Raw genomic sequence first — 25,659 nt, forward strand, 5'->3', positions numbered from 1 at the left:
ACCGCGCGCTGGCAGGAATTGACCGCCCCCTGTCCTTCCTGCCCCTGTTGATCTCCACGGAGCGGGCGGATCCTGGTCATCGGCGGGTCCCAGCGGGTACCGCCGCACGTCGGAACGTATGGAGGTAGTCCTATGTGGACACAGGTCTTGTTGCTCGCGACGCTCGTCGTCGGATCCGCCGCGACCTTCCGTGAGGTGCTGTTCGGGCGCCCGCACCGGGTGCGGACCCGGTGCGGCTACGACACCCGGTCACCGTCGCTGTGACGCCAGATCCCGTGCCCGTAGCGGGTCGACGTCGGTGTGCCAGGTGCCCTCCGGGTGCTCGACCACCAGCGGACCGAGATTGCACGGTCCGAGACAACCGCACGGTGTGACCTGTGTCGAGGTCCCCTTCACCGCCTCGGCGAGCGCGCGGTGCGTCGCGCCCGCGCCGTGGACCAGGCAGCGCGGGCCGCGACAGACGAACAGGTGCCGGTCCGGCACGTCGAGCACCGACCATGCCGGGCTGGCGAACCCGCTCGCCGAGGCGGTGATCCGCACGCCCTCGGCCTCCGCCAGTTCGACGACCGCGTCCGCGGCGAGCGCGGTCAGGTCGGGCGCGATCCGGACGTCCGGCCCGGCCTCACCGGGATCCGGCGTCGACGCCCGCCAGTGCGCGACGGCCCGCCCGATCCACGTCGTCAGGTAACGGTCGGCCGGGACGGCGAGCGGGACCAGCAGCACGGCGGGTGTGCCGGCGGACGCCAGCGCGTCCAGCACCGCAGGCACCGACGGGTCCTCCTGGTCCAGGTGCGCCACCCGGACCGGCCCCGGCACCCGGGCGGCGACGGTGGCCGCCAACCGGGCCAGCGACCGGCCGTCCACACCGGAGGGGGTCGGCCGGGCCACCAGGACCAGGGCCCGCCCGGAGGTCTCATCCATCTGTCGACTCCGCTCTGCCGTTCCGCAGCACCAACATCCGGTCGGCGTAACCCGCGAGCCGCTCCCGGTCGTGGCTGACCACGATGATCGCCGTGCCGGTAGCGGCGAGCGACCGCAGCAGCGCGGTGATCGCGTCGGCGGTCGCGGCGTCCAGGCTCGCCGTGGGTTCGTCGGCGACCAGCAGCGCCGGCCGGGCGGCCAACGCCCGGGCGATCGCGACCCGCTGCGCCTGGCCGACCGACAGGGTCGCCGGTCGCCGGTCCGGGTCGATCCCGGCCAGCCCGACCCGCTCCAGCATCCGGGCCGCGACCGTCCGGGCGGTCGCGCGGCGGGGGCGCTCCCCGCGGGCCCGCAGCGGCTCGACCAGGGTCCGCCACAGCGGCCATCGCCGGTCCAGCGACGCGACCGGGTCCTGGAAGACCGGCATCACGTGGCCGGGCCCGGCGCCGGGCAGCTCCACCGTGCCGGAGTCGGGCCGCTCCATCCCGGCCAGCAGCCGGGCCAAGGTCGACTTCCCGGAGCCGGACCGGCCGACCACGCCGAGCACCTCGCCGGCCCGGAGCGTCACCGAGACCCCGTCCACCGCGGTCACCGATCCGTAGCGCCGGGTCAATCCGGTGCCCCGCACGACGAGGGCACCGTCGTGCCGCTGCGGCACCGGCGGCCGGGCGTGCGGCACACCGGCACCGACGAGCTCGGTGGTCGCCGGCGCCGAGGGCGCCACGAGCAGCCGGGCGGCCGGGCCGCTCTCGGCGACCCGGCCGTCGTCGAGCACCAGGACGTGCCCGGCGTGCCGGGCCACCAGCGACAGGTCGTGGCTGACCAGCAGCAGCGCCCCGCTGCGCCGCCGGACCAGGTTCAGCACGTCGTCGGCGAGCTCGGCGTCCAGCGCGCTGGTGGGCTCGTCGGCCAGGGTCAGCGGTGGCGAGTGCGCGGTCCCGCCGACGATCGTCGCCCGCTGCAGCATCCCGCCCGACCAGGTGTGCGGGTGCCGGGCGGCGCAGCGGGCGGCGTCGTCGATACCGACCCCGGTCAGGTCGTCGGCGATCCGGCCCGGTGGCGGCGTCATCCGGTGCACCCGCCACGCCGAGGCGACGTGATGGCCGACCGTGCGCAGCGGGTCGCAGGCGGCGAACGGATCCTGCGGGACGTAACCGATCGCGCGGCCACGCAGGCCCCGCAGCTGCGGCTCGGGCAGGCCGAGGACCTCCCGGCCGTCGACCCGCACGCTCCCGGTGGCGACCGAACCGGGCGGGAGCAGCCCGAGGATCGTGCGGACCAGCGTGGTCTTGCCACAGCCGGACCGCCCGACCACGGCCCACCGGCCGCCGGGCGGGATCTCGAGGTCGACGTCGTGCAGGGCCGGGCGGTCACCGCCCGGGTACACCACGGTCAGCCCGCGGACCGAGAGCGCGTTCACCGCCCTCGCTCCGGATCGGTGACGTCGCGCAGGGCGTCCCCGACCAGCGTCGCCGCGGCGACGGCGAGCACCAGGCCGAGGCCCGGCCCGATCAGCTGCCACGGTGCGGCGGCGAAGGTCTCCCGCCCGCCGGCGAGCATGGTCCCCCACTCCGCGGTCGGCGGCTGGGCGCCGAGCCCGAGGAACGACAGCGCGCCGAGCGCCAGCACCGCCTCCCCCAGCCCCAGGGTGGCGGCGACCGAGACCTGCACCGCCACCCCCGGCAGGACGTGGGCGAGCACGGCACGGACCGGGCCGATCCCGGCCATCCGGGCGGCGACGACGTCCGGCCGTGACGCCGCGCCGCGGGCCACGCTGCGCGCGATCCGGGCCAGGCCGGCCCAGCTGGTGAGCGCCATCGCGAGCACCAGGTTCAGGTGACCGGGACCGAGCATCCCGACCACCGCCAGGGTCAGGACCAACGTCGGAAGTCCCAGCAGCACGTCGGTGATCCGGGTGGCGACGGTGTCCACGAACCCGCCGACGGCCCCGGCGACGGTGCCGACGACCAGCCCGATCACCCCGGACAGCGCCATCACCACCACGGCCGCCCCGAGCGAGCTCCGCGCGCCCGCGACGGTGCGGGCGAGCAGGTCGCGGCCCGCCTGGTCGGTGCCCAGCAGGTTCTCCGGTCCCGGCGGGGCGAGCTGGCGGGTGTAGTCGGGCAGGTCCGGATCGGGCAGCAGCCACGGCCCGGCGACCGCGGCGACCAGCAGCAGGGCGGCGAACGCGAGACCGACCCGGGCGGCGGGGCGCGCGAGCAGTTCCCGGCCGGTCCCGCGCTCGACGACCCGCACGGCCGGCTCGGCGACCGGTGTCAGGATCCCCGCCCCGGTCACCGGGGGCTCCGCAGGCGCGGGTCGATCCAGGCGCACAGCAGGTCGACCGCCAGGCTCGCCAGGACGTAGGCGACCACCGCGACCAGCGTGAACCCGACGATCACCGGCATGTCCCTGGCGTTGATCGCCTCGACCGTGAAGCGGCCGACCCCGGGCCAGGTGAACACGCTCTCGACGACCGCGGCGCCACCGATCAGCGATGCGGTGCCGAGCCCGACCATGGTCAGGAACGGGGCGATCGCGTTCGGCATCTGGTGCACCACCAGCCGCCGGACCGGGCCCGCACCGCGGGCGGCGGCGACCTTCAGGTGCGTCGCCGATCCGGCCTCGAGCAGGCTGGTGCGCAGCACCCGCGACCAGGTCGCGATCGCGCCGAGCGCGAGCACGACGGCGGGCAGGAGCACGGTGGACCAGGTGCCGTCGGCGATCACCCGGCCGAGCCCGGCGCGGACCACCACGACGTCGATCAGCACCACCCCCAGCACGAAGCTCGGCACCACCAGCGCGCCGAGCGCGATCCCGCGGGCCAGGGTGTCCGGCCACCGGCCTGCGCCGAGCGCGGCGACCGTGCCGAGCAGCAGCGCCGCACCGACCGCGAGCCCGAGCGCGGCGACGGTGAGCCGTAGCGTCGCGGGGAGCCGCTCGGCGAACTCGCCGGCGACCGGCCGCCCCGTCCGCCAGGAGACCCCGAGATCACCCCGGACGGCGTCGCCGGCCCACCGCCCGAACCGGACCGGCAGCGGATCGTCGAGCCGCAGCTCGGCGCGCACCGCGGCGACCGCCGCCGGGGTCGGTTCGAGGACGCCCCGCGCCTGCAGCACCCGCTGCGCGGGGTCGCCCGGGGTGACGGCGAGCATCCCGAAGACGAGCACGCCGGCGGCGGCCAGGGTGAGCAGGGCCTGGCCGACCCGGCGGAGGACGACGAACACCGATCAGCCGCCCGGTGCCGTGTCGCGCGAGACCCAGAGGTTGGAGCCCTCGATCTCGTAGTCCCGCCAGGCCGGCCCGGTGACGACGGCGGGCTTGCGCAGGCCGATGTAGGCGAGGTGGCCGCGTTCGGCGATCCGCCACTGGACCTGCCGCAGCAGGTCGTCGCGGGCGGCCGGGTCCAGCTCGACGGCGAGCCGGTCGATCATGGCGTCCAGCTCGGGATCGTCGATACCGCCGTAGTTGCGCTGGCCGTCCGAGCGGACGTAGCGGAACAGCGGGGACACGTGGTCGCCGCCGTAGGAGATGAACCCGTTGCCCGCGATCGAGGAGTGCCAGTCGGTCGGGTCCTGCATCGCCGCGTCGAGGTCGGGGACCTGACGGATGTCGACACCGATGCCGAGCTCGGCGAGCTGTGCTTGGAACGCCAGTGCGAGGGTGTCCGAGTCGGGCTGCTGCGGGTAGGTCAGCACCGCGAACCGCAGCTCCTGCCCGTCGCGGGTGCGCGGCCCGTCACCCTCCCGGCTCCAGCCGGCCTCGTCGAGCAGCGACTCGGCGGCGGTGACGTCGGTGCTCTGGGTCTTCTCCGCCCACGGGCGGGACTCGGTGTAGAGGCCGGTGGCCGGCAGGTACAACCCGTTCATGACGTCGTTGGCGATGGCGTCGTAGTCGACCGCGGCGTAGACCGCCCGGCGGACCCGCTCGTCGTCGAACGGGGCCTGCTGCTGGTTGAGCCACAGCTGGAACGTCGGGCCGGTCGGCTCACCGGTCACGAAGAACGCGTCGTCGCGGCCCTCCAGCGTCGGCGCCGACGCCGTCGACGGGTACAGCGCGATGTCGGCCTCGCCGGACTGGACGGCCTGGATCCGGGCGGACGCCTCCGGCACGAACCGCACGGTCACCGCGCTCAGCGCGGGAGGGCCCGCCCAGTGGTCCGCGCGCGGGGAGAGCTGCGCGGTGGCGCCGTCGAGCGAGTCGACGACGTAGGGTCCGGTGTAGATGCCCGCACCGACCAGTTCGGACGCCGGTGCCCCGGAGGCGAGGTGCTCCCGGTACGCCGCGACGTCGTAGACCGGCAGGATCGACTCGTCGGCGAGCAACGCGGGGACGCTGGGTGCGGGCTCCGCCGTGGTCAGGGTGACCTGGAGCGGGCCGGTGGCGGTCGCCGTCGCGCCCGGCAGGGAGGCGCTCAGCGAGTCGTTCTCGGCCATCTGGAAGGCGAACAGGTCGACCAGCGCCTCGGCGTCGAGCGGGGCGCCGTTCACGAACGTCGCACCGTCGGGCAGGGTGAGCTCCCAGGTGGTCGGGCCGGTCGAGGTCAGGTCGGTCAGCACCCAGGGGGTCGGCTCCCCCGCCCGGTTCGGACGCATGAGCAGCTCGACGTAACCGAACTCCGGACCCCAGAAGCCGTTCACCAGCGGGTCGAGGTCGTCGATCGCGAAACCGGTGGCGATGGTGAGGGTGTCCGGCGGGTCACCGCCGGCCTCGTCGCCACCGGTGGTCTGCACGCACCCCGCGGTGAGCAGTACCGCGACCACGGCCGCAGCCAGACGGATCAAGGTGGGTCTGGGCGTCACGGGGGTCCTCCTGCTACGTCGGGCGGGTCGCGTGCCGGGGGGTGATCACGACCCGAGCGACACGAGATTTACCCCAGACATGAAGAGTTGTACATATGGAGTGAGCTTCGGCGCAGCCCGGTCGTGTTCGCCGAGATGCACCCCAGCGGGAATAGTTGATCTTCGGGGCCCGCTGAGCTGCATCTCGGCGAAGCGGCCGTTGTCGGGCCGGCACTATCCGTTTCATCCTGAACGGGTGTTTGGGAGGTAGCGTCGCGTCGGCGACCGTCGTGACCCGACCCCCGGAGCGATCAATGCAGATCACCGAACGACCGACGTCCCACCACTGGCGACTCCTCGCCGCCGGAGCCGCCACCGCACTGGCCCTCACCGCCTGCGCCGGTTCCCCCGCCGGGGACGACGCCGCCCCGCAGGACGGAGCGACCGCGGGCGAGGCCGCGGCACTCACCGTCTACTCCGGACGATCGGAGAGCCGGGTGCAGGATCTCCTCGCGCAGTTCGAGGCCGAGTCCGGCATCCCGCTCGACGTCCGCTACGGCGACACCGCCGAGCTCGTCGCGCAGGTGCTGGAGGAGGGTGAGGCCAGCCCGGCCGACGTCTTCTTCGCCCAGGACGCCGGGGCCCTCGGTGCACTGTCCGAGGCCGGCCGGCTGATCCCGCTCGACGACGAGGTGCACGAGGGCGTCGTCGACGGCTACGTCGCGGCCGACGGCACCTGGACCGCCACCTCCGCACGCGCCCGGGTGATCGCCTACGACTCCCAGGAGCTGACCCCCGAGGAGTTGCCGCAGAACCTCGACGACCTGCTCGACCCGCGCTGGCAGGGCCAGATCGGTTTCCCGCCCGGGAACTCCTCGTGGAACACCTTCGTCACCGCCGTTCGCGTCGACCGGGGTGACGACGGCGCCCGGCAGTGGCTCGCGGACTTCGACGCGCAGAACCCAGAGCGGTTCAACAACAACCACGGCGTGATCGACGGGATCGAGAACGGCCAGATCCAGATCGGACTGGTCAACCACTACTACATCTACTCGAAGATGGAGGAGCTCGGCGAGGAGAACCTGCGCACCCGCAACCATCACGTCGGCGGTGACCCGCTCGGCCTGGTCAACGTCGCCGGTGCCGGGGTGATGGACACCGCGGACGATCCCGCCCGGGCCCAGGAACTGGTCGCGTTCCTGACCTCCGAGACCGCCCAGCAGTACTTCGTGGACACCTCCGGTGAGTACGCGGTCCGGTCCGGGATCACCTCGACGGTCTACGACATGCCCGACATCACCGAGCTCGAACAACCCGACATCGACCTGGCCGATCTCCGGACGTTGGAGGAGACCCTGGAGATGCTGCAAGAAGCCGGCATGAGCTGATCGTGCTCCGCGACGCCCTCCGCCGGCGGTCCGGCGGGGCGGCACCGGCACTTCTCACCGGTGCCGCCCTGGCCGGGCTGCTGATGCTCACCCCGCTCGTCTACCTCGCGGTCCGCTCCTTCGAACGCGGACCGGCCTACGTCGCGAACGTGCTGACCCGGCCGCGGACCGGGCAGCTCTTCGCGAACACCGTCGTGCTGACCGCCGCCGCGACGCTGGTCTGCATGGTCGCCGGGACCGTCGCCGCCTGGCTGGTGGTGCGCACCGACCTCCCCGGGCGGCGGGTGTGGGGCGTGCTGTTCGCCCTCCCGCTGGCGGTGCCCTCCTACGTCGCGGGCTTCGGCTGGATCTCCGGCTTCCCGGGGATCGTCGGGTTCGGCGGGACGCTGCTGGTGCTCAGCTCGGTCAGCTTCCCCTACGTCTTCCTCGCCGTCTCCGCGACGCTCTCGCGTGGCGACGCCGGCATGGAGGAGGCCGCCCGCTCGCTCGGCCTGGGCCCGGTGCGGGTGCTCCTCACGGTGACCCTGCGCCGGGTGTGGCCGGCCGTCCTGGCCGGGGCACTGCTGGTCGCGCTCTCGGTGATCAGCGACTTCGGAGTGCCGTCGCTGATGCGCTTCGAGACCTTCACCCTCGGGATCTTCACCCGTTACCGGTCGACGTTCGACCCGACGCCGGCCGCGGTGCTGGGGCTGGCGCTGGTGGCGCTCGCTCTCGTCGTCACCGTCGCCGAGGCGCGCGTGCGCGGCCGGTCCACCGAACGCGTCGGGCGCGGCGCGGGCCGCCGGGCCGGGCCGACGCCGCTGGGCCGCTGGACACCGGCCGGGATGCTGTTCGTGCTCGTCGTCGTCGGCGTCTCGCTCGGCGTCCCGGCATACAGCCTCACCGTCTGGACGGTCGCGGGTGCCTCCGCCGGGATCGACGGCCCGCACCTGGTCGCCACCGCACTGGACACCTTCCAGGTCGCCGGGCTCGGTGCGCTGCTCACCGTCGCACTGGCGCTGCCGGTCGGGGTGCTCGCCGCCCGGCACCGCGGGCGGGTGGTGCGTGCCCTGGAGAACATCACCTACCTCGGCTTCGCCCTGCCCGGTGTCACGGTCGGACTGGCGCTGGTGTACCTGGGGATCCGGGTCTTCCCGCACTTCTACCAGCAGCTGCCGATGCTGATCGCCGGTTACGCGGTGCTGTTTCTGCCGCTTGCCGTCGGCATCGTGCGGACCGCCGTGTCCGACGCACCGGTGCGGTTGGAGGAGGCCTCCCGCTCGCTGGGTCGCGGCCGGATGCAGACCCTCGCCCGGGTCACCGTGCCGCTGGCCGCACCCGGGATCGTGGCGGCGGCGGCGCTGGTGTTCGTGTCGGTCGCCCGCGAGCTGCCCGCCACGCTGATGCTCCGCCCGACCGGCACCGAGACCCTGGCCATGGCGATCTGGTCGCGCACCGGTGCGAGCCAGTTCGCCGCCGCCGCCCCGTACGCGGTACTGCTCGTGGCGCTCGCCGCGATCCCGACGCTCGTACTCGACCGGGTGCTCCGGCGCAGAGGAGGGGACTGATGGAGGAATCCGCACTGGTGCTGGACGACGTCCACGCCGGACATCCCGGAACCCCGGTCCTGTCCGGTGTGGACCTGGACGTACCGCCGGGCACGCTGACCGCCGTGCTCGGTGGCTCGGGCTGCGGCAAGACGACACTGCTCCGCACCGTCGCCGGGTTCCATCCGGTCGAGAAGGGCAGCATCCACGCCGGCGGCAGGCTCGTCGCGGGTGGCGGGGTGGCCGTCGCGCCGGAGCGGCGCCGGGTCGGCCTGGTCTCCCAGGAGGGTGCGCTGTTCGGCCATCTCGACGTCGCGGCGAACGTCGGGTTCGGGCTGGACCGGCGGGCCCGGCGGGGCGACCGGGTCGGCGAGGTGCTGGAACTGGTCGGGTTGGCCGGCTACGGCGACCGGATGCCCGCCGAGCTGTCCGGCGGCCAGCAGCAGCGGGTGGCACTGGCCCGCGCGCTCGCGCCCGCCCCGGCGCTGGTGCTGCTCGACGAACCGTTCGTCGCGCTCGATGCCGGACTGCGCGCCGAGGTCCGCGGTCAGGTGCGGGACGCGCTCACCGCTGCCGGCGCGACCGCGGTGCTGGTCACCCACGACCAGCAGGAGGCGCTGGGCACCGCCGATCTCGTCGCCGTCCTGCGGGACGGCCGGGTGGTGCAGTGCGCACCCCCGCGAACCCTCTACGACTCCCCCGCCGACATCGGGGTGGCCCGCTTCGTCGGGGACGCGGTGGTGCTCCCGGCGGACGCCACCGACGGGGCCGCCGCCACCCTGCTCGGTCCGGTCCCGGTCCCGTCGGGCCGCGGGCCGGGCCGGTTGCTGCTGCGACCCGAGCAGCTGCGGCTACGGGTCCCGGACGGCGACCGCGAGGCCACCGCCAAGGTGGCCGACGTCGTGTTCCACGGTCCGGACGCCACGGTCGAGCTCGACCTCGACGGGACCGGCCTGCTGGCCAGGGTGCCCGGCCGGTCGGACGTGCGGCCCGGCGACCGGGTCGTGGTCGAGGTGGCGGGCGAGGGACGGTTCTTCCCGGCAGGCGACGACGGGTGAGCCGCCGTCCGGCCTAGGATCGGCGGGGAGTACCGACACCCGACACCCAGCACCGGCAGGAGCCCACGCCCAGGACAGGACCGCCATGCCCCATCCCGTCCCGCCGTACCTGCCACCGGAGCAGACGACGCTGCCCCGCTACCCGGTACCCGGCCGCTCCCCCGCCCCGCACCTGGTGATCACGGTGGGCGCTGCCCGGCGACCGCCGCTGCACGCGGGCGACCGGTTGCGGGTGATCGAGGACGCCGCGGACGCGGAGGCCCTGCTCGACGCGGAGCTGCCCACGATGGTCACCGGCTGGCGGATACTGGTCACCGGCACCGAGAGCGAGGTCCTCGAGGTCCGCTCGGCAGCGCTCGCCCGCGGCGCGCTGGACTCCGAACTGGACCTTCGACCCACTGACGTGGACGACGACCTCGTCGGCGTCCGGCACCGCACCGTCTACTGCGGGCACTGCCAGGCCCGGTTCGGCGCGGTCGTCGCGATCGGTGGGCCGGTGCGCTGCCCGGGCTGCGGGTGCGGGCTGGTCGTGGCACACCACCACTCGCGCACGCACGCCGCGTTCCTCGGGAGTCCGGTATGACGCTGGAGCTGCAGGTCGACGCCGTGAGCGAGCCGTGCCCCGGGTACCGGTCGGTCGCGTTCACCCTCGCCGACGGCGGCCCTCCGCCGGCCTACCCTCCGGGCAGCCACCTCGGGCTGGAGTGGGCGCCCGGGCGGTGGAACGCCTACTCGCTCACCGGTCCGTCGATCGCGCCGGAGCGGCTGCACATCACGGTGGCGCTGCGGCCGCGGGGCTCCGGCGGATCCCGGTGGGTGCACCGGTTGCGACCCGGTGACCGGGTGCGCTCGACGATGCCGCGCAACGGTTTCGCTCCGGTCGAGACGGCGCGTCGACACCTGCTCGTCGCGGGCGGGATCGGTGTGACGCCGGTGCTGTCGCACGTGCGCTGGCACAGCTTCTGGGGCAACCCGTTCTCGGTGCTGTACGTGCACCGGCCCGGCGCCGCACCGCACCGCGACGAGCTGCGCGCGCTCTGCGGGGACCGGCTCAGCACCGTCACCGGCCGACGCGCGGCGCGCGCGGAGATCCACCGGATGGTGACGACGGCGCCGTTCGGCAGCCACCTGTACAGCTGCGGACCCCCCGGCCTGACGGCCGTCACCGAACGGGCCGCCCGGGACGCGCACTGGGTGGCCGCCCGGATCCACAGCGAGCGCTTCGACCGGCGCAGGGAGCCGGGCCGGCCGTTCCGGGCGGTCCTGCGCCGCAGCGGGCGGACCGTCGACGTCGGTGCCGGCGAATCGCTGCTCGACGCGGTGGCGCGGATCGGGGTCGCCACGCCGAGCCTGTGCCGCAGCGGCGTGTGCGGCGAGTGCCTGACGCCCGTCGGTCACGGTGCGGTCGAGCACCGGGACACCGTGCACGCCGCGCGGGAGGGCCGGATCGCGCTCTGCGTCTCCCGCGCCGCCGGACCGACCCTGGAGCTGGATCTGTGACCACCTCCCCGGAGGACCTCTCGTCGTATCCGTTCCCGCTGCGCAGCGACCGCTACCGGATCAGCGCGAACGTCGAACCGGCCGGGGTCGCCCGGGCGACGGAGGCCGGGGCGTGGGGCGCGACGATCCTGCACGTTCCGGGGGACCACGCCGGCTACGAGGACGTCGTCCGGGCGCGGGCCGCGATCCTCGACCGGGAACCGGCCCGGTTCGTCGCCGCCCCGCACAGCCGGGCAGCGTGCTGGGACGCGCTGCTGTACCTCACCGCCAGGCTCGCCGCGGAGCAGCCCGCCACCTGCTCGCTGGAACGCGACGGTGACCGGTACCGCTTCCGCAACTCCCGGCTCGGGGTCGACCAGGAGTTCGTGTTCGGCGACGGATCGACACTGCCGGAGCACCCGCTGCGGTTCGCCTCGCGGCAGCTCACCGAGGACGTGGTCGTGCTCGGTGTCCGCGACGACCGGCTCTGGCTCGACGCTGGCGCGGTCGCCACCGCGTCGGTCTGGTCGATCGGGTTCGACGCCGGGATGAGCTTCCGCGAGCTGCACGGCCCGGTACCCGGCAACGAGCCCGGCGGGGTGTTCGAGCGGGCCGAGCAGTTCCTGTTGCGGATGGCGCCCGGCGAGGCCTTCCGGCGGCTCAACTGGGGACTGCAGCCCGACGACCGGCTCGATCTCTCGCTGGACGCGGCACCGTCCTGGGCACCGGCGCACCGTCCGCTGCGGGTCGCCGATCCCGGCCGGGAGATCCACCTGCGGACCGAGGTGCAGCACCTCGTCCGGCTACCGCTGACCGGCTCGGTGCTGTTCCTGATCGGGATCCGGCTGTTGGCCCTCGACCGCATCGAGCGGGTCCCGGCGTGGCGCGACCGGCTCGCCTCGGTGCTGGAGACGCTCCCGACCGAGGTGTCGGACTACAAGGGCCTCGGACCGATCGCCGCGCTCACCCTGGCACACCTGCGGCGCTGACCCGGCGGGGCAGCACCACGACCGGGCAGGGCGCGAACGCGACCAGCGACCGGCTCGTCGACCCGAGCTGCATCCCGACCGGCGGTGTGGCGCCGTACGGGCCCACCACCACCGCCCTGGCCGTCGCGGCCGCGTCGAGCAGCGCCCGCAACGCGGTGCCCTCGACGACCCGGGTGCGCACGTCCGGCACCAGATCACGCGCGGTCACCGCCACGGACTCGAGTGCGGCGTGCGCCTGCCCGGCGACCGTCTCGCGGTCGGCGAGCACCCGGTGCAGCCGGGCCCCCGCCCGCGCGACGACGTCCGACCACGCATGTACCAGGGTCAGCGGGGCCGCCCAGGCGGCCGCGAGGGCGGCGGCCTCGACGACGACGGCCTCGTCGTGGTCGCACCCGCCACCGCCGACCCCGGCGACGACACCCTCGGCACCCGGCTCCGCATCCCGCACGATCGCCACCGGCACCGCCGCGCTGCGCGCGACCCGGTCGGCGAACCTGCCCGCCAGCATCGCTCCGCTCGCCCCGGCGCCGTGGCTGCCCGCCACCAGCATCCGGGCCTGCCCGGTCGCGGCCAGCACCGCGTCGGCGATCTCGTCGGTGCCCGCACCGGGCGGCGCGGGCAGCAGCTGCAGCCCCGCGCCCGTCTCACCGGCCAGCCGCTCCAGCTCCGCCGGCGCCTCCTGCCCCGCGGTGACGTGCAGCAGGCGCACCGGTGCCCGCCACACCTCCGCCAGGTCACGCGCCCAGCGGGCGGCCTCGACGGCCCCCGGCGAGCCGTCGACCGCCACCGCGAGCTCGGTCCCGGCAGCCTGCCCGGTCGCCTCGGTCATCCGCTCTCCTCACTCGTTCACGGGGTGCGTGCGACCTACGACCCTGGCACATCCGGGGTGGTGCGCGCCGGGTCCGGCACCGAACGGGTAGTCGGGGGGCCCGTCGGTGCCGGACTGCCTGCGGCGGCCAGCCCGCGGTCGATCACGTCCAGCGCGGCGTTCTCCATGGCCCCACCGCCGGCGTGGGCGGCCAGTCGCGCGGCGAGTCCCGGGGGCAGGTCGAGGACCAGCCGGACCGGTGCCCCGGCCGGCTCGGCCGCCCCCGAGGCCCGCACCGGATCTCCCTGAGCCGGGTCTGCCGGGGCCGGGGCCGGTCGGGCGCGCGACACCGATGCGAGCACCGGCAGCGCGATCGTGCCGAGCGCGTCCACGATCCCCGCGATCCCCAGTCGGCGCCAGTACCCGTCGTCCCCGCTGCCCGGGACCGCGCCGTCGGTGAGCACCGGCAGCAGGATCATCACCGCGACGACCGCGATGGCGAGCAGCGTCACCGCCAGCCCGGCCCGGACGAGCCGGTCCCGGCGCCCGGCGAGCAGCAGGAGCAGGTTGGCGTGCGCCAGGCTGAACGCCAGCACGGTGCAGACCACGAACGACCTGAACAGACCCTCCCCGGGCCCGGTGGACGACTCCCAGTCCCGCCAGATCAGCGTCAGCGCGCAGAGCGCGGCACCGGCGCTCGCGACGATCCCGGCGAGGCCGACCACCCGTACCGCGCGGGTGACGACGGCGAGATGGCACAGCGACGTCGTCCCGAACGCGGCGACGACCAGGGTGGTCAGCACGATCCGGAACTGCAGATCGCCGAAGTCCCCGCCGAGCAGCGCCACGATCCCGAACCCGGAGGCGACGAGCAGGGCCACGACGACCGCGACGACCATCGCGCGACGGAACCCCCGTACGGCCCCGGGGCCGGCTGCGGCGTCGGTGCCCTCGGCGGCCCCGGACGGCTCGACGGACTCGGCTCGGCTCATGGGCCGCAACGTAGTCCGCGCGGCCCCGCATCACCTGCGTAGGACTACGCCTGCGACGCGGCGGGCCCGGATCAGACGCCGCGCTCCACGGGGAGCCTGCCGGCCGCGACCGCGGCGGCGACCGCCTCGAAGTCCGCCTCGGCCACGTCGGCGTACCCGGCCGCCCATTCGGCCGTCGCCACCGCGTACCGCTCGGACCGGCCGAGGTAGCCGGCGATCACCCGCCCTCCGGGGGACTGGCCGTGCGCACGGGCCAGCAGCGCCGCGCACAGCGTCCCGTAGGCCCGGAACTCGACCGGCGAGAGCGTGGCCGGGTCGATCGATCCCCTCATGTCCCGGAACTGCCGCCAGTAGTAGTCGACCCGCGGGCGGTCACCGGTCTCCCCCGCCCAGCCGCTGATCCAGCCGAGGAACGGGTCCGAGGTGGTCTGCAGGATCCGCTGCGCCGCGACCACCCGGTGGCCCTCGACGTGGCCGGCGCCGCCCTCGCGCCCGGGGACCACCGGCGGGCGGCCGCCGTGGCTGGTCAGCACCGACGCCTGGGCCTCCTTGGCCTGCAGGAACAGCACCTCCCCGGCCGGGCCCTGCAACGCGATCAGGTAGCAGCGCGTCCCGACGCTGCCGACGCCGACCACCCGCAACGCGAAGTCCACCGGCCGGAACTGGCTCAGCAGGAACGCGACGTCCTCCCGCAGCGTCGAGCGGTACCGGTCGAAGAGCAGCTCGATCTCCTCGGCGCTCGCGTGGTCCACGTGCTGCAGCACCGGCGGCTGGTCGTCGATGCGCAGCGCACCGTGCTCGGATTTCACGGTGAGCTTCCGCAGAACCTGCTCCGAGGTGCGGGTGCGGGCCTTGTCGGCCGCCTTGAGCCAGGTCCGGCGCCCCGCCTCGCCGAGCCGTTCGGCGACGTCGGAGGTGTCGACCCGGTAGAAGTAGCGGTCCACCGCGGACAGCTCGACGAACTGCCGCAGCACCCGGCGGTAGGCGTCGGCGGCGGCGACGACGGCGTCGGAGCAGGCGTCCTCGGACAGGCCGATGTCCCGTCCGCCGATGTGCACGCTCGCCGCGAGCCGGCGCACGTCCCACTCCCACGGTCCGACACCGGCCTCGTCGAAGTCGTTGAGGTCGAAGACCAGCTCGCGCTCCGGTGAGGCGTAGAACCCGAAGTTGGAGATGTGCGCATCCCCGCAGAGCACGACGTCGACCCCGGACACCGGGGCGTCGGCCAGGTCCCGCGCCATCAGCGCGGCGCCGCCGCGGTAGAAGGCGAACGGCGACTGGAGCATCCGGCCGATACGCACGGGGACGAGGTCCGGCAGCCGCGACGCGTGCTGGCCCTCCAGCAGCGCGACCGGGTCCCGGTCGGCGGGCAGCACCAGCCGAGCCTGGCCGCGACGTCCCAGGGTCGCCCTGGCCCGCCTGGCCCCGTCCCGCACGGTCGTCATCCGCTTCCCCCCGATGGTGTGACCGACGATCACGATAACCACCGGGCAGGGATGGGAGAGCCTCAGGAGGCGCCGGGGGTGAACAGCACCTTCACCGCGTCGTCGGACTTCTCCTGGAACATCGCGTACGCCTGCGGGGCCTGCTCCAGCGGCAGCCGGTGGGTGGCGAAGCCGTCGACGCCCAGCGGGTCGTCGTCGTCGAGCAGCGGAAGCAGCTCGGGGACCCACCGCCAGACGTTGGCCTGCCCCATCCGCAGCTGGATCTGCTTGTCGAACAGGGTGAGCATCGGCATCGGGGTGGCGCTGCCGCCGTAGACGCCCGACAGCGAGATCGTGCCGCCCCGGCGCACCAGCGAGATCGCCAGCTCCAGAGCCGTCGTCGGGTCGGCGCCCAGGTTCTCCATCAGGGTGCGGCCCATCCCCGACGGCGCGACGGCGGCCAGCTTCTGGCCGGAGCTCGCCAGCGGCGAACCGTGCGCCTCCATCCCGACCGCGTCGATCACGGCGTCGGCGCCGCGGCCCCGGGTCAGTTCCTGCACCGCGCCGTGCACCTCGTCGTCACCGTTGCGCAGGTCCAGCGCGGTGGTGCCGCGCGCCTCCGCCCGGCGCAACCGCTCCGGGACCAGGTCGACGCCGATGACCTGCGCCACACCGAGCCGGCGGGCGATCCGGGTGCACATGTCACCGATCGGTCCCAGTCCCAGCACGACCAGCGTGCCGTCCTTGGGGGTGTCGGCGTACTGCACGGCCTGGTAAGCGGTCGGCAGCACGTCGGAGAGGTAGACGAAGCGATCGTCCGCCGGGCCCTCGGGGACCTTGATCGGCAGCGTGTTCCCGAACGGCACGCGCAGGTACTCGGCCTGCCCGCCGGGTACCTGCCCGTAGAGCTTCGTGTAGCCGAACAGCGAGGCTCCCATGCCCGTCTCCCGGTTCTGGGTGGTCTCGCACTGCGACTGCAGTCCCTGACCGCAGGTCCAGCAGGTGCCGCAGCTGACGTTGAACGGGACGACCACCCGGTCGCCTGCCGAGAGTTCGGTCACCGCGGAGCCGGTCTCCACGACGACCCCCATCGGTTCGTGGCCGAGCACGTCACCGGGGTCCAGGAACGGGCTGAGCACCTCGTACAGGTGCAGGTCCGAGCCGCACAGCCCGCTGCTCGTGATCTGCACGATCACGTCGTCGGGCTGCTCCAGGACCGGGTCCGGGACGGTGTCCACCCGGACGTCGCGGTGGCCGTGCCAGGTCAGTGCGCGCATGAATCCTCCTCGTGGTCGTCAGGGCCCGGCTACCCGGACCAACCGGACAAAAACCGTTGGTGCGCAACGGGTTCACCGGGTCGTTGCGTGAAAGAGCCTGCCCTCGACGACGCCCTCGGCGATCAGCTCGCCGATCCGCCGGGACTGCTCCTGCGCGGCGGTGAACCGCGGGTCGTCGCCGTGATCGCGATCGAGGACGCCCTCGACCCGCTCGATCCGCCGCCGCCACGACGCGGGGGCCGCGGGCAGCTCGGTCAGCGCCACCTCCGTGACGCGCGCGAACCCGGACGCCGCCAGCAGCTCGTGCACCGACGTCCGGCTCGGGAAGTGGTTCCCCTCCGGCGCCCCGGCCGGCCGCGGCCGGTCCGCGAGGAACACCAGCAGGCCCAACGACCCGCCCCGCTGCAGGACCCGGTGCGCCTCGGCGAGGACCGCGGCCTTGTCCCGCACCGTGCACAACACGCCGAGGGACCAGCAGACCCGCACCGACCCGGTGGCCAGCGGCACCGCGTCGCCACCGCCGACGACGGCCGGCAGGCCGAACATCGACGCCGCCGCCCGGCACGCCCCCGGCATCGGGTCGATCACCACCGGCGCGGCGCCGGTGGTCCGGCGCGCATAGGCCGCGGGTCCGCCGTTGCCACCTCCGACGTCGGCGAGCAGCTCGTCCCGCTGCAGGCCGCACCGCCCGGTCAACCAGTCCAGACCGGCCGGACTCGCACTGCCTCGGCAGGCGGCGGGCTCGGCATGGTCCTCGCCGAGCTCGGCGACCGCCCGGCCGGTCCAGCCGGCTACGGTGTCGAACTCGAGCTCCATGGGCTCCGGCACGGGATCGGCCATGCTCCCCGGCTACCCGCTACCGGGCGGTCTACCCGCCCGCGCTCGACCGGATCCGGCGGGCGATCTCGGCCTTGATCCCGGTGGCGGCGGTGTCGTCGCCGGACCTCCCGCGGCCGGACAGGTTCACCCCGGCGACACCGTCCACGCCGAGCAGCGCGAGGGCCTCGTCGACCGCGGCGGCGATCCCCGCCTCGACCGGGTCCGGTGCGCCCAGCACCCGTTCCACCGTGCCGGGATCGAGCTCCAGACCGGGGAAGGCCTGCAGGGTCCGTGCGCCCGGTTCGTCGGTGAACACGGCGACCCCGGCGAGCACCGGCAGGGTGGCACCGTGTCCGCGGGCCCGCTCGACGAACCGGGCGACCCGGGCCGGCGACCCGGCGTGGTTGAGCACGGCGGCGCCCGCACCGGCCCGCTGCTTCTCGGCGAGCCGGGCGGGGCGCAGCTCCACCGGCGGCGCCGCCGGCGCCTCCGGCACGACCGCGGCGAGCCCGGCCCGCGCGGCCAGCCCGGCCAGCCGGGTGCCGTCCAGGTCGAACACCTGGGTGACGTCCGGGCGCACGCCGGGCGCGCGGGCGTCACCGGTCACGCAGAGCGCCGCGTCGGCCCCGGCGGCGGCCAGCCCGGCGACATCCTGCTCCAGGACGACCCGGTTGCGGTCCCGGCACGTCAGGGTCACCCAGGCCCGGCCGCCGGCCTCCCGGACGAGCGCGGCGAGCTGGGACGGCGGGAAGTCCGGGGCGTCGTGGTACTGCCCGATCAGCACCGCGTCGCAGGCCCCGGCGAGGATCCGTGCGTGCCGGGCCAGCGCCCGGGCGTCGTACGGCGGAGAGGTCAGGTCGGCGAGCACCACCGGCCCGCCCCCGGTCAGCGCCTCCGGGAGAACGGATCGCACGGGCGGGCCGTCCCAGCGCACCAGCGGGCCGCCGACGAACGGGCAGGGGCCGGTCCCGAGCTCGCAGCCCAGGTCCGGCCGGACACCGCCGCACGGGCCGAACCGCATCCGCTTCGGACAGTCACCGCCCACCCGGGTCACTCCTTCCAGCACGTCTCGATCGTGACAGTGACGGCCCCGGGATGCGGCGGGTGACAGCGGACGCATACCGTGCCGCGCCGTGACCGATTCGTCCCGGCCCACCGTCCTCGGCCTCGTGGCCGATCCCGGCCTGCCCACCGAACTCGCCCATCGGCTCGCCCGCGAGCTGCCCGGCGTGCTGGGCCGGGGCGCCGACGGCGGCTGGGAGGTCCGGGTCTGCGACGAACGGATCGCGCTGGACCGGCACGGCGCCCTGCCGATGGTCGAGATCGGCGAGCGGGCCCGGCAACGCCACGGCCTCGACGCCGTCGTCCTGATCACCGACCTGCCGCGGCGGGCCGGCACCGACCCCGTGGTCGCCGACGGCGCGACCGGTTCCCGGACCGGGCTGGTGTCGTTGCCCGCGCTGGGCGCGTTCGACCAGTACCGGCGCTGCCGGGACACGGTGGTCCAGCTGGTCACCCGGCACCTGTTCCCGGCGCCGGGGCTCGAGCGGGTCGGTCAGGACCCCGGCCCGGGCAGCGCCGGCTCGCTGACCAGGCTCGACCCCGGCGGGGGGGACGACGACCAGGCCGGCAGCGCGGGCGTCGAGGACGCGGTGGACGTCCGGCTCGCGCTCACCGGTCTGCGCGGCCGGGTCCGGCTGCTCGCCGGGCTGGTCCGGGCCAACCGGCCGTGGCGGTTGGTGCCGAGCCTGTCGCCGGCGATCGCGGCGGCGGCGGCCGGCGCCGCGTTCGGCATCTTCTACTCCAACATCTGGGAACTCGCGACCTCGCTCAGCGTCGGCAGGCAGGCCACGATCAGCCTGGTCGCGCTGACCGCGATGACCGCCTGGCTGATCCTGGACAACAGGCTGTGGGAGTCACGGCGCAGCCGCTCGCTGCGCGAGGAGATGGTGCTGTCGAACCTGTCGACGGTGCTGACGGTCGCCTTCGGTGTGCTCACGATGTACGTGCTGCTGTTCGGGATCACGCTGACCGCCGCGGTGCTCGTCATCCCGCCGGACTACCTCGGCACGAACATCATGCGCGAGGCCGGGATCGGCGACTACCTGATGATCGCGGTGCTGTCGGCGTCGATGGGCACCATCGCCGGGGCGCTGGGCTCGGGTTTCGCCGACGACGGTGCCGTCCGCCGGGCCGCGTACAGCCGCCGCGAGCAGGAGCGCCGGGCCCGGCTCGACCGCCGGGACGAGTCGGAGCCCGGCCGCTGAGGCACCGCTCAGCGATGCCGCACCGCATCGGTCAGGAGCAGGTCGGAGTACTCGTCGGGGAGCTGCGCGGCGACGTGGCCGTACTCCTCGTCGGTGACCGCGACCGAGATCGCGGCCATCGTCGCGCGGGCGTGCCGGCGGGCCTGCGGCTGCGACACCCCTTCGTCGTCGGCGACGCGGCGGTAGAACTCGTCGAGCCCGAACCGCTCGCCGCCGCCCTCGGCGGGCAGCGCGGTGCCGAGATCACCGGGCAGCTGCGCGGCCAGGTTCCCCGGCCCGCCACCGGCCAGCCGGTGCCCCAGCACGCGCAGCGTCGAGCGGACGGCACGGTCGGTGGCGGCCTGGTCGGGAAGCTCGCCGCTGTCGCGGACGGTGCTGATGAACGTGTCGTACTGCATGGCTCTCGGCTACCCGGGTCGCCGGACCCCGACACCTCCCGTGCGCCCGTCCGTCTCTCCCCCGCGGCGCGCACCCGCCCGGCCCGGGATCATGCACCTGACGCATCAGGCAGCGTTCCGATCTGCATTTCACACATCGAGCCCGAGCGTCCAGAGTGGGATCCCGGCGACCGAACCCGTACGAAGGAGTGCCGTGTCCGACACCGCGAGCCTGGCCGACCTGGTGCGGGACTGGGATCCGCCGACCGTCCGGACCAGCCGGCGGGTCGACCCGTGGGCCGCCGCCGCGTTCGCCGACCTGGTCGACGCCGATCCACCGGCCCTGGGTGACGGCGCCCCGCTCCCCCCGCTGTGGCACTGGTTCGTGCTGCTCGAGCACCCCCGGACCGCGGAGCTCGGCGAGGACGGGCACCCCGCGGACGGCCCGCTGCTACCGCCGATCCCGGGCCGGCGCCGGATGTTCGCCGGGGGCCGGTTCACCCAGCGGGCTCCGATCCCGTTCGGGGCGGTGCTGCACGGCAGCTCGGCGGTCGTCTCGGTGACACCGAAGTCCGGGCGCACCGGCGAGATGCTGTTCGTCACGGTCCGCCAGGAGCTGCGGGTCGGCGACGACCCGGACGTCGTCGCGGTCGAGGAGCAGGACATCGTCTACCGCTCGGAGCCCGACGGTGCGCCGCGCCGGACCGTCCCACGCCCGGTGACCGGCGAGCCGGACCTCACCGGCGCCTGGCGGCGGCGCCTCCCCACCGGCACCGTGCTGCTCTCACGGTTCAGCGCACTGACCTACAACGGTCACCGCATCCACCACGACCACCCCTACACCACGACCGTCGAGGGCTACCCCGATCTCGTCGTGCACGGGCCGCTGATGGCCCTGCTCGCACTCGAACTGCCCCGGGTGCACGCCCCCGGTGACACCGTCGCCGAGTTCGGTTACCGGCTGACCCGGCCCGCCTTCCTGCCCTCGACCCTGATCGCCGCCGGCGGTCGCGACGAGCCGCAGACCGCCACCCTCGCCGTCGCCGCCGAGGGCGTCGCCCCGTCGCTCACCGCGACCGTCCGGTTCCGCTGAACCGACCCACGACCGACCAGGATCAGGAGGGCCGCGCCATGGGTGCGCTGGGCACCGAGGAACAGGCCGTCGTCGACACGGTCCGCGAGTTCGTCGACCGCGAGGTGAAGCCGCACGTCCAGGAGCTGGAACACGCCGACACCTATCCCGAGAAGTGGATCGAGCAGATGAAGCGGCTCGGGGTCTACGGGCTGGCGGTCCCGGAACCGTGGGGCGAGGCACCGGTCTCGATGCCCTGCTACGCGCTCGTCACCGCCGAGCTCGCGCGCGGCTGGATGAGCCTGGCCGGCGCGATGGGCGGGCACACCGTCGTCGCGAAGCTGCTGGTGGCCTTCGGCACCCGCGAGCAGCAGGACCGCTACCTGCCCCGGATGGCCACCGGCGAGCTGCGCGCGACGATGGCGCTCACCGAACCCGGCGGCGGTTCCGACCTGCAGAACATGACGACCCGGGCGCGGCGCACCGGCGACGGCTACGTCGTCGACGGCGCCAAGACCTGGATCTCCAACGCCCGGCGCTCCGGGCTGATCGCGCTGCTGTGCAAGACCGACCCGACGGCCGAACCGGCGCACCGGGGCATCTCGGTGCTGCTGGTCGAGCACGGGCCGGGGCTCACCGTCTCCCGGGATCTGCCGAAGCTCGGCTACAAGGGCGTCGAGACCTGCGAGCTGGTGTTCGAGAACATGGCCGTCCCGGCCGACGCCCTGCTCGGCGGCGTCGAGGGCCGGGGTTTCGCGCAGATGATGAAGGGCCTGGAGACCGGCCGGATCCAGGTCGCCGCCCGCGCGCTGGGCGTCGCCGACGCCGCGCTGGAGGACTCGCTGCGCTACGCCCGGGACCGTGAGTCGTTCGGCAGGCCGATCTGGCAGCACCAGTCGGTCGGCAACCTGCTCGCCGACATGGCCACGAAGATCACCGCGGCCCGTCAGCTGATCCTGCACGCCGCGCGGGAGTACGAGTCGGGCCGGCGCTGCGACATGGAGGCCGGGATGGCCAAGCTGTTCGCCTCCGAGACCGCGATGGAGGTCGCGCTGTCGGCCGTCCGGATCCACGGCGGTTACGGCTACTCGACGGAGTTCGACGTCGAGCGGTACTTCCGCGACGCCCCGCTCATGATCGTCGGCGAGGGCACCAACGAGATCCAGCGCAACGTGATCGCCGCCCAGCTGGTCAAGCGCGGTGGGCTGGACCGCGGATGACGGCCGGGCACATCCTGCGCGGACCCGCGCTGCTGTTCTGCCCCGGCGACCGGCCCGACCGGTTCGCGAAGGCGGTCGCCGCCGCCGACACGGTGATCCTGGACCTGGAGGACGCCGTCGGCCCCGACCGCAAGTCCGCCGCTCGCGACGCCGTCGTCGACGCCCTGCCCGGCCTGGACCCGGCCGCGGTGCTGGTGCGCATCAACGCCCCCGGCACCCCCTGGTACGACGACGACGTCCGCGCGCTCGCCGCCCACCCCGAGGTCGCCGTGATGGTGCCGATGGCGGCCCGGGCGGCCGACGTCGAGGCGCTGGCCCCGCATCCGGTGGTCGCGCTGTGCGAGACCGCCCGCGGTGTGCTCGCGGCGCCGGAGATCGCCGCCGCAGCGGGGTGCGCCGGCCTGATGTGGGGCAGCGAGGACCTCGTCGCCGATCTGGGCGGCCGGGCCGGCCGGTCGCCCGGCGGCGGGTACCGGCCGGCCGTCGAGCAGGCCAGGACCCGGATCCTGTACGCCGCCCGCGCGGCGGGCGTCCCCCCGATCGACACGGTGCTCGTCGACATCGACGACCTGGAGACGCTCCGTTCGGACTCCGCGGACGCCGTCGCGGCCGGGTTCGCGGCGAAAGCCTGCATCCATCCGGCGCAGGTGGCGGTCGTCCGGGAGGCGTTCCGGCCCACCGCCGCCGAGGTGGCCCACGCCCGCGCGATGCTCGACGCGGCCGAGGAGCATGCTGGCGGCGTGTTCCGGCTGGGCGGGCGGATGGTCGACGCCCCGCTGCTCGCACACGCCCGCGAGGTGCTCCGCCAGGCGGCGCCCTGACCCCGGATCGATGCACCCCCGGCATCGCAGTGGGTGACATGATGCACCGGGTGACGACCGTGGACGAGCTGGAGTGGTTCGTGACGCTCGCCGAGACCGAGCACATGACGCAGGCCGCGCAACGGTTGTCGCTGGCCCAGCCGACGCTGTCGCGGGCGTTGGGCCGGCTGGAGCGGCGGGTCGGCGCACCGCTGTTCGACCGGGTCAACCGCAGACTGCGGCTCAATCCCTACGGCGCGATCATGCTGGAGCACGCGCGGCGCAGCCTCGCCGAGCTCGCGGCGGCGGAGGAACGGATCACCGCACTGCGCGATCCGGGGCGGGGCACGATCCGGATCGCGTTCCTGCACTCGATCGCCGCCGGCCTGGTGCCCGAGGTGCTGCGGGCGTACCGCGCCGACGCGCCGGCGGTCTCCTTCGAGCTCACCCAGGCCGTCGGGCACGAGATAGTCGGGCACGTCCGCGCCGGGCGCGTCGACATCGGGCTGACCGCCCCCCGCCCGGACGACGACGGGATCGCCTGGACCGCCCTGCACCGCGAGCGGCTGTGCCTGGCCGTCCCGCCCGGACACCGGCTCGCCGGACGCGACCGGGTCGCCCTGGCCGAGGCCCGTGACGAGCCGTTCGTGACGCTCCGCGAGCCGATCGGCTTCCGCGGGCTGACCGACGAGCTGTGCGCCCGTGCCGGGTTCACCCCCAGGATCGCGTTCGAGGGCACCGAGATCGGCACCCTGGAGGGGTTCGTCGCCGCGGGCCTCGGGGTCGCGATCGTGCCGGAGCCGCGCCCGCACCGGGCCGAGCCCGGCGTCGGCCACCTCCGGCTCACCGACGACGCCGCGCACCGGATGATCGGCCTGGCCTGGCAGCGGGACCGGCCCCGCCCGCCGGTGGTGGCCCGGTTCGCGGAGTTCGTCGTGGCCCGGTTCGGCGACGACGCCCGGCCCGGCCCCCGGGCTACCCTCGACCCCGTGATCATCCGCGCAGACCGACCCGAGGGGCCCGACCGGACGTGACGACCACCCAGCAGCATTCTCCGGAGAGCACCCGCCCGCTGACCGGTCTGCACGTCGTGGAGTGCGCCAGCTTCGTCGCCGGTCCCACCGGCGGGATGACCCTCGCCCAGCTCGGCGCCTCGGTGATCCGGATCGATCCGCTCGGCGGCGGGCCGGACCACGGGCGCTGGCCCGCGGCCGGGCACGGCACCGGTGACTCGTACTACTGGGCCTCGTTGAACAAGGGCAAGCGGTCGATCGCGGTGGACCTGCGCTCCGACGAGGGCCGCGAGATCGTGGTCGCGCTGGCCACCGGCCCCGGTGAGGATCGCGGCGTGCTCGTCGACAACGTGGTAGGGCGCCGCTGGATGGCCAACGAGGTGCTCACCGCCCGCCGCCCGGACCTGGTCCACGTCCGGGTCCAGGGCTATCCCGACGGGCGGCCCGCCGTGGACTACACGGTCAACGCCGAGGTCGGCATCCCGCAGATCACCGGAAGCGAGGAGGGCGCCGCACCGGTCAACCACGTGCTGCCCGCCTGGGACCTGGTCACCGGGCTGACCGTGTCCACCACCGTCCTGGCCGCGCTGCACCAGCGGAGCCGGACCGGGCGCGGGGTCTACTCCGAGATCGCCCTGTCCGACGTCGCGCTCGCCGGCGTCGCGAACCTCGGCTGGTTGTCCGAGGCCGCCGAGGCCGGGCGTGAGCGGCCCCGGCACGGCAACCACGTCTACGGCAGCTTCGGTGTCGACTTCGGTTGCTCGGACGGTCAGCGGGTGATGGTCGTGGCGCTCACCCCCGGCCAGTGGAGCGCCCTGGTCTCGGTGACCGGCACCGGGGCCGTCTTCGCGGCGTTGGAGACGGCGCTGGACGCCGACCTCACCGACGAGACCGAGCGCTACCGGCTGCGTGAGACCATCGCCGCGGTGCTCCGGCCGTGGTTCGGTGCCCGCGACTCGGCGACCGTCGAGGCCGAGCTGAACCGGGCCCGCGTGCTGTGGGGGCGCTACCAGGGGATGACCCAGGTGGTCGGTGAGCACCGCGCGGGGGCGCATCCGCTGCTGGCCGACATCGTCATGCCGGGCGGGACGGCCGCGATCACCGCCCGCTCCCCGATCCGCTGGGACGGCGAGCACGGTGACGCCGGAGCCGCACCCGTGCTCGGCCGGGAGACCGAGGAGATCCTCGCCGGTGAGCTCGGCCTGTCCACCGCCGAGATCGGTGCGTTGCACGACCGCGGTGTGATCGGCTGATCGGCGCGCGCCGGTGCCCTCGGTGCTGTCCGGGGCCGTGGCCACCGCCCCGGCGGGGCGGTGGCCACGGTCCCGGAGCCCTCATTCCTGCTCGGCCTGCTCCTGGGTCGCCTCGCGCCAGCGCTTCACCAGCGCCTGGCTGAACCGGTTGTTGGACGGCACCTCGATCCCGTTCTCCTCGGCCCACTGGCGCAG

Annotated in this window: 25 protein-coding genes; 13 read left to right on the forward strand and 12 right to left on the reverse strand. The window is 74.7% G+C overall.

The features are described from left to right. The first annotated feature begins 132 nt into the window (after nt 1–132). Complete coding sequence (locus tag AB0J24_RS02520) at nt 133–264, forward strand: hypothetical protein (protein WP_358674230.1); 132 nt, start codon at nt 133–135, stop codon at nt 262–264. On the opposite strand, the gene AB0J24_RS02525 is transcribed toward AB0J24_RS02520, so the two are convergent. The 5 genes from AB0J24_RS02525 to AB0J24_RS02545 are packed head-to-tail and all read right to left on the reverse strand — an operon-like array spanning nt 250 to nt 5,723. Next, nucleotides 250–921 carry a (2Fe-2S) ferredoxin domain-containing protein gene (locus AB0J24_RS02525; protein ID WP_358674233.1) on the reverse strand — a complete coding sequence of 224 codons (672 nt, stop codon included), beginning with the start codon at nt 919–921 and terminating at the stop codon, nt 250–252. The two genes, AB0J24_RS02520 and AB0J24_RS02525, sit on opposite strands and share 15 nt — an antisense overlap. Then, nucleotides 914–2,341 carry an ATP-binding cassette domain-containing protein gene (locus tag AB0J24_RS02530; RefSeq protein WP_358674236.1) on the reverse strand — a complete coding sequence of 476 codons (1,428 nt, stop codon included), beginning with the start codon at nt 2,339–2,341 and terminating at the stop codon, nt 914–916. The genes AB0J24_RS02525 and AB0J24_RS02530 overlap by 8 nt, the downstream gene beginning before the upstream one ends. Further along, nucleotides 2,338–3,219: an ABC transporter permease gene (locus AB0J24_RS02535; protein WP_358674239.1), complete on the reverse strand. Its 882-nt coding sequence runs from the start codon at nt 3,217–3,219 to the stop codon at nt 2,338–2,340. The genes AB0J24_RS02530 and AB0J24_RS02535 overlap by 4 nt, the downstream gene beginning before the upstream one ends. Further along, nucleotides 3,216–4,148, reverse strand: coding sequence for an ABC transporter permease (locus AB0J24_RS02540; protein ID WP_358674242.1), 933 nt, complete (start codon nt 4,146–4,148; stop codon nt 3,216–3,218). The genes AB0J24_RS02535 and AB0J24_RS02540 overlap by 4 nt, the downstream gene beginning before the upstream one ends. A 3-nt stretch (nt 4,149–4,151) precedes the next feature. Next, a complete protein-coding gene (locus AB0J24_RS02545) occupies nt 4,152–5,723 on the reverse strand; it encodes an ABC transporter substrate-binding protein (protein WP_358674245.1) in 1,572 nt (523 codons plus the stop codon). A gap of 293 nt (nt 5,724–6,016) precedes the next feature. Between AB0J24_RS02545 and AB0J24_RS02550 the strand changes: the two genes are divergently transcribed. From AB0J24_RS02550 to AB0J24_RS02575, 6 genes are all read left to right on the forward strand, one after another. After that, nucleotides 6,017–7,090 carry an extracellular solute-binding protein gene (locus AB0J24_RS02550; protein ID WP_358674248.1) on the forward strand — a complete coding sequence of 358 codons (1,074 nt, stop codon included), beginning with the start codon at nt 6,017–6,019 and terminating at the stop codon, nt 7,088–7,090. A 2-nt stretch (nt 7,091–7,092) separates the two neighbouring features. Further along, nucleotides 7,093–8,637, forward strand: coding sequence for an iron ABC transporter permease (locus AB0J24_RS02555; RefSeq protein WP_358674251.1), 1,545 nt, complete (start codon nt 7,093–7,095; stop codon nt 8,635–8,637). Beyond that, on the forward strand, nt 8,637–9,674 hold the full coding sequence (locus AB0J24_RS02560) for an ABC transporter ATP-binding protein (RefSeq protein WP_358674254.1): 1,038 nt from the start codon (nt 8,637–8,639) through the stop codon (nt 9,672–9,674). Before AB0J24_RS02555 ends, AB0J24_RS02560 begins: the two co-directional genes overlap by 1 nt. Nucleotides 9,675–9,759: 85 nt before the next feature. Then, nucleotides 9,760–10,257, forward strand: coding sequence for a dimethylamine monooxygenase subunit DmmA family protein (locus AB0J24_RS02565; protein ID WP_358674257.1), 498 nt, complete (start codon nt 9,760–9,762; stop codon nt 10,255–10,257). Then, nucleotides 10,254–11,174 carry a PDR/VanB family oxidoreductase gene (locus AB0J24_RS02570; RefSeq protein ID WP_358674260.1) on the forward strand — a complete coding sequence of 307 codons (921 nt, stop codon included), beginning with the start codon at nt 10,254–10,256 and terminating at the stop codon, nt 11,172–11,174. Before AB0J24_RS02565 ends, AB0J24_RS02570 begins: the two co-directional genes overlap by 4 nt. After that, on the forward strand, nt 11,171–12,142 hold the full coding sequence (locus AB0J24_RS02575) for a DUF3445 domain-containing protein (RefSeq protein ID WP_358674263.1): 972 nt from the start codon (nt 11,171–11,173) through the stop codon (nt 12,140–12,142). Before AB0J24_RS02570 ends, AB0J24_RS02575 begins: the two co-directional genes overlap by 4 nt. On the opposite strand, the gene AB0J24_RS02580 is transcribed toward AB0J24_RS02575, so the two are convergent. From AB0J24_RS02580 to AB0J24_RS02605, 6 genes are all read right to left on the reverse strand, one after another. Next, nucleotides 12,117–12,971 (reverse strand): universal stress protein, encoded by an 855-nt coding sequence (locus AB0J24_RS02580; RefSeq protein ID WP_358674266.1) that lies wholly within the window; start codon nt 12,969–12,971, stop codon nt 12,117–12,119. The genes AB0J24_RS02575 and AB0J24_RS02580 overlap by 26 nt on opposite strands. Nucleotides 12,972–13,006: 35 nt before the next feature. Next, the gene (locus AB0J24_RS02585) at nt 13,007–13,942 is read right to left on the reverse strand and encodes a hypothetical protein (protein WP_358674269.1); all 936 of its coding nucleotides are present in this window, start codon (nt 13,940–13,942) and stop codon (nt 13,007–13,009) included. A 71-nt stretch (nt 13,943–14,013) separates the two neighbouring features. Beyond that, the gene (locus AB0J24_RS02590) at nt 14,014–15,387 is read right to left on the reverse strand and encodes a DUF2252 domain-containing protein (protein WP_358674272.1); all 1,374 of its coding nucleotides are present in this window, start codon (nt 15,385–15,387) and stop codon (nt 14,014–14,016) included. Between the two features lie 62 nt (nt 15,388–15,449). Beyond that, complete coding sequence (locus AB0J24_RS02595) at nt 15,450–16,643, reverse strand: alcohol dehydrogenase catalytic domain-containing protein (RefSeq protein WP_358674275.1); 1,194 nt, start codon at nt 16,641–16,643, stop codon at nt 15,450–15,452. Between the two features lie 72 nt (nt 16,644–16,715). Then, nucleotides 16,716–17,483: a class I SAM-dependent methyltransferase gene (locus AB0J24_RS02600; protein ID WP_358674278.1), complete on the reverse strand. Its 768-nt coding sequence runs from the start codon at nt 17,481–17,483 to the stop codon at nt 16,716–16,718. Between the two features lie 28 nt (nt 17,484–17,511). Next, nucleotides 17,512–18,528, reverse strand: a complete 1,017-nt coding sequence (locus AB0J24_RS02605; protein ID WP_358674281.1) for a methylenetetrahydrofolate reductase — start codon at nt 18,526–18,528, stop codon at nt 17,512–17,514. Between the two features lie 67 nt (nt 18,529–18,595). Between AB0J24_RS02605 and AB0J24_RS02610 the strand changes: the two genes are divergently transcribed. Then, the gene (locus tag AB0J24_RS02610) at nt 18,596–19,729 is read left to right on the forward strand and encodes a hypothetical protein (RefSeq protein ID WP_358674284.1); all 1,134 of its coding nucleotides are present in this window, start codon (nt 18,596–18,598) and stop codon (nt 19,727–19,729) included. Between the two features lie 8 nt (nt 19,730–19,737). Here AB0J24_RS02610 and AB0J24_RS02615 read toward each other — a convergent pair whose 3' ends face one another. Further along, nucleotides 19,738–20,127 carry a DUF2267 domain-containing protein gene (locus AB0J24_RS02615; RefSeq protein ID WP_358674287.1) on the reverse strand — a complete coding sequence of 130 codons (390 nt, stop codon included), beginning with the start codon at nt 20,125–20,127 and terminating at the stop codon, nt 19,738–19,740. Nucleotides 20,128–20,320: 193 nt separating this feature from the next. Here AB0J24_RS02615 and AB0J24_RS02620 point away from each other — a divergent pair, with 193 nt between their 5' ends. From AB0J24_RS02620 to AB0J24_RS02640, 5 genes are read left to right on the forward strand one after another with little or no spacing between them, the layout of a single operon-like run. Further along, nucleotides 20,321–21,199, forward strand: coding sequence for a hypothetical protein (locus AB0J24_RS02620; protein ID WP_358674290.1), 879 nt, complete (start codon nt 20,321–20,323; stop codon nt 21,197–21,199). A 38-nt stretch (nt 21,200–21,237) separates the two neighbouring features. Beyond that, nucleotides 21,238–22,398: an acyl-CoA dehydrogenase family protein gene (locus tag AB0J24_RS02625; RefSeq protein WP_358674293.1), complete on the forward strand. Its 1,161-nt coding sequence runs from the start codon at nt 21,238–21,240 to the stop codon at nt 22,396–22,398. Further along, on the forward strand, nt 22,395–23,219 hold the full coding sequence (locus tag AB0J24_RS02630; RefSeq protein WP_358674296.1) for a CoA ester lyase: 825 nt from the start codon (nt 22,395–22,397) through the stop codon (nt 23,217–23,219). The genes AB0J24_RS02625 and AB0J24_RS02630 overlap by 4 nt, the downstream gene beginning before the upstream one ends. 50 nt (nt 23,220–23,269) lie before the next feature. After that, nucleotides 23,270–24,232, forward strand: a complete 963-nt coding sequence (locus AB0J24_RS02635; protein ID WP_358674299.1) for a LysR family transcriptional regulator — start codon at nt 23,270–23,272, stop codon at nt 24,230–24,232. Then, nucleotides 24,229–25,464 (forward strand): CoA transferase, encoded by a 1,236-nt coding sequence (locus AB0J24_RS02640; protein WP_358674301.1) that lies wholly within the window; start codon nt 24,229–24,231, stop codon nt 25,462–25,464. Before AB0J24_RS02635 ends, AB0J24_RS02640 begins: the two co-directional genes overlap by 4 nt. Nucleotides 25,465–25,659: the final 195 nt, after the last annotated feature.

Origin of the sequence: Pseudonocardia sp. NPDC049635 (genome assembly GCF_040659795.1) — a bacterium.
Classification (GTDB): Bacteria; Actinomycetota; Actinomycetes; order Mycobacteriales; family Pseudonocardiaceae; genus Pseudonocardia.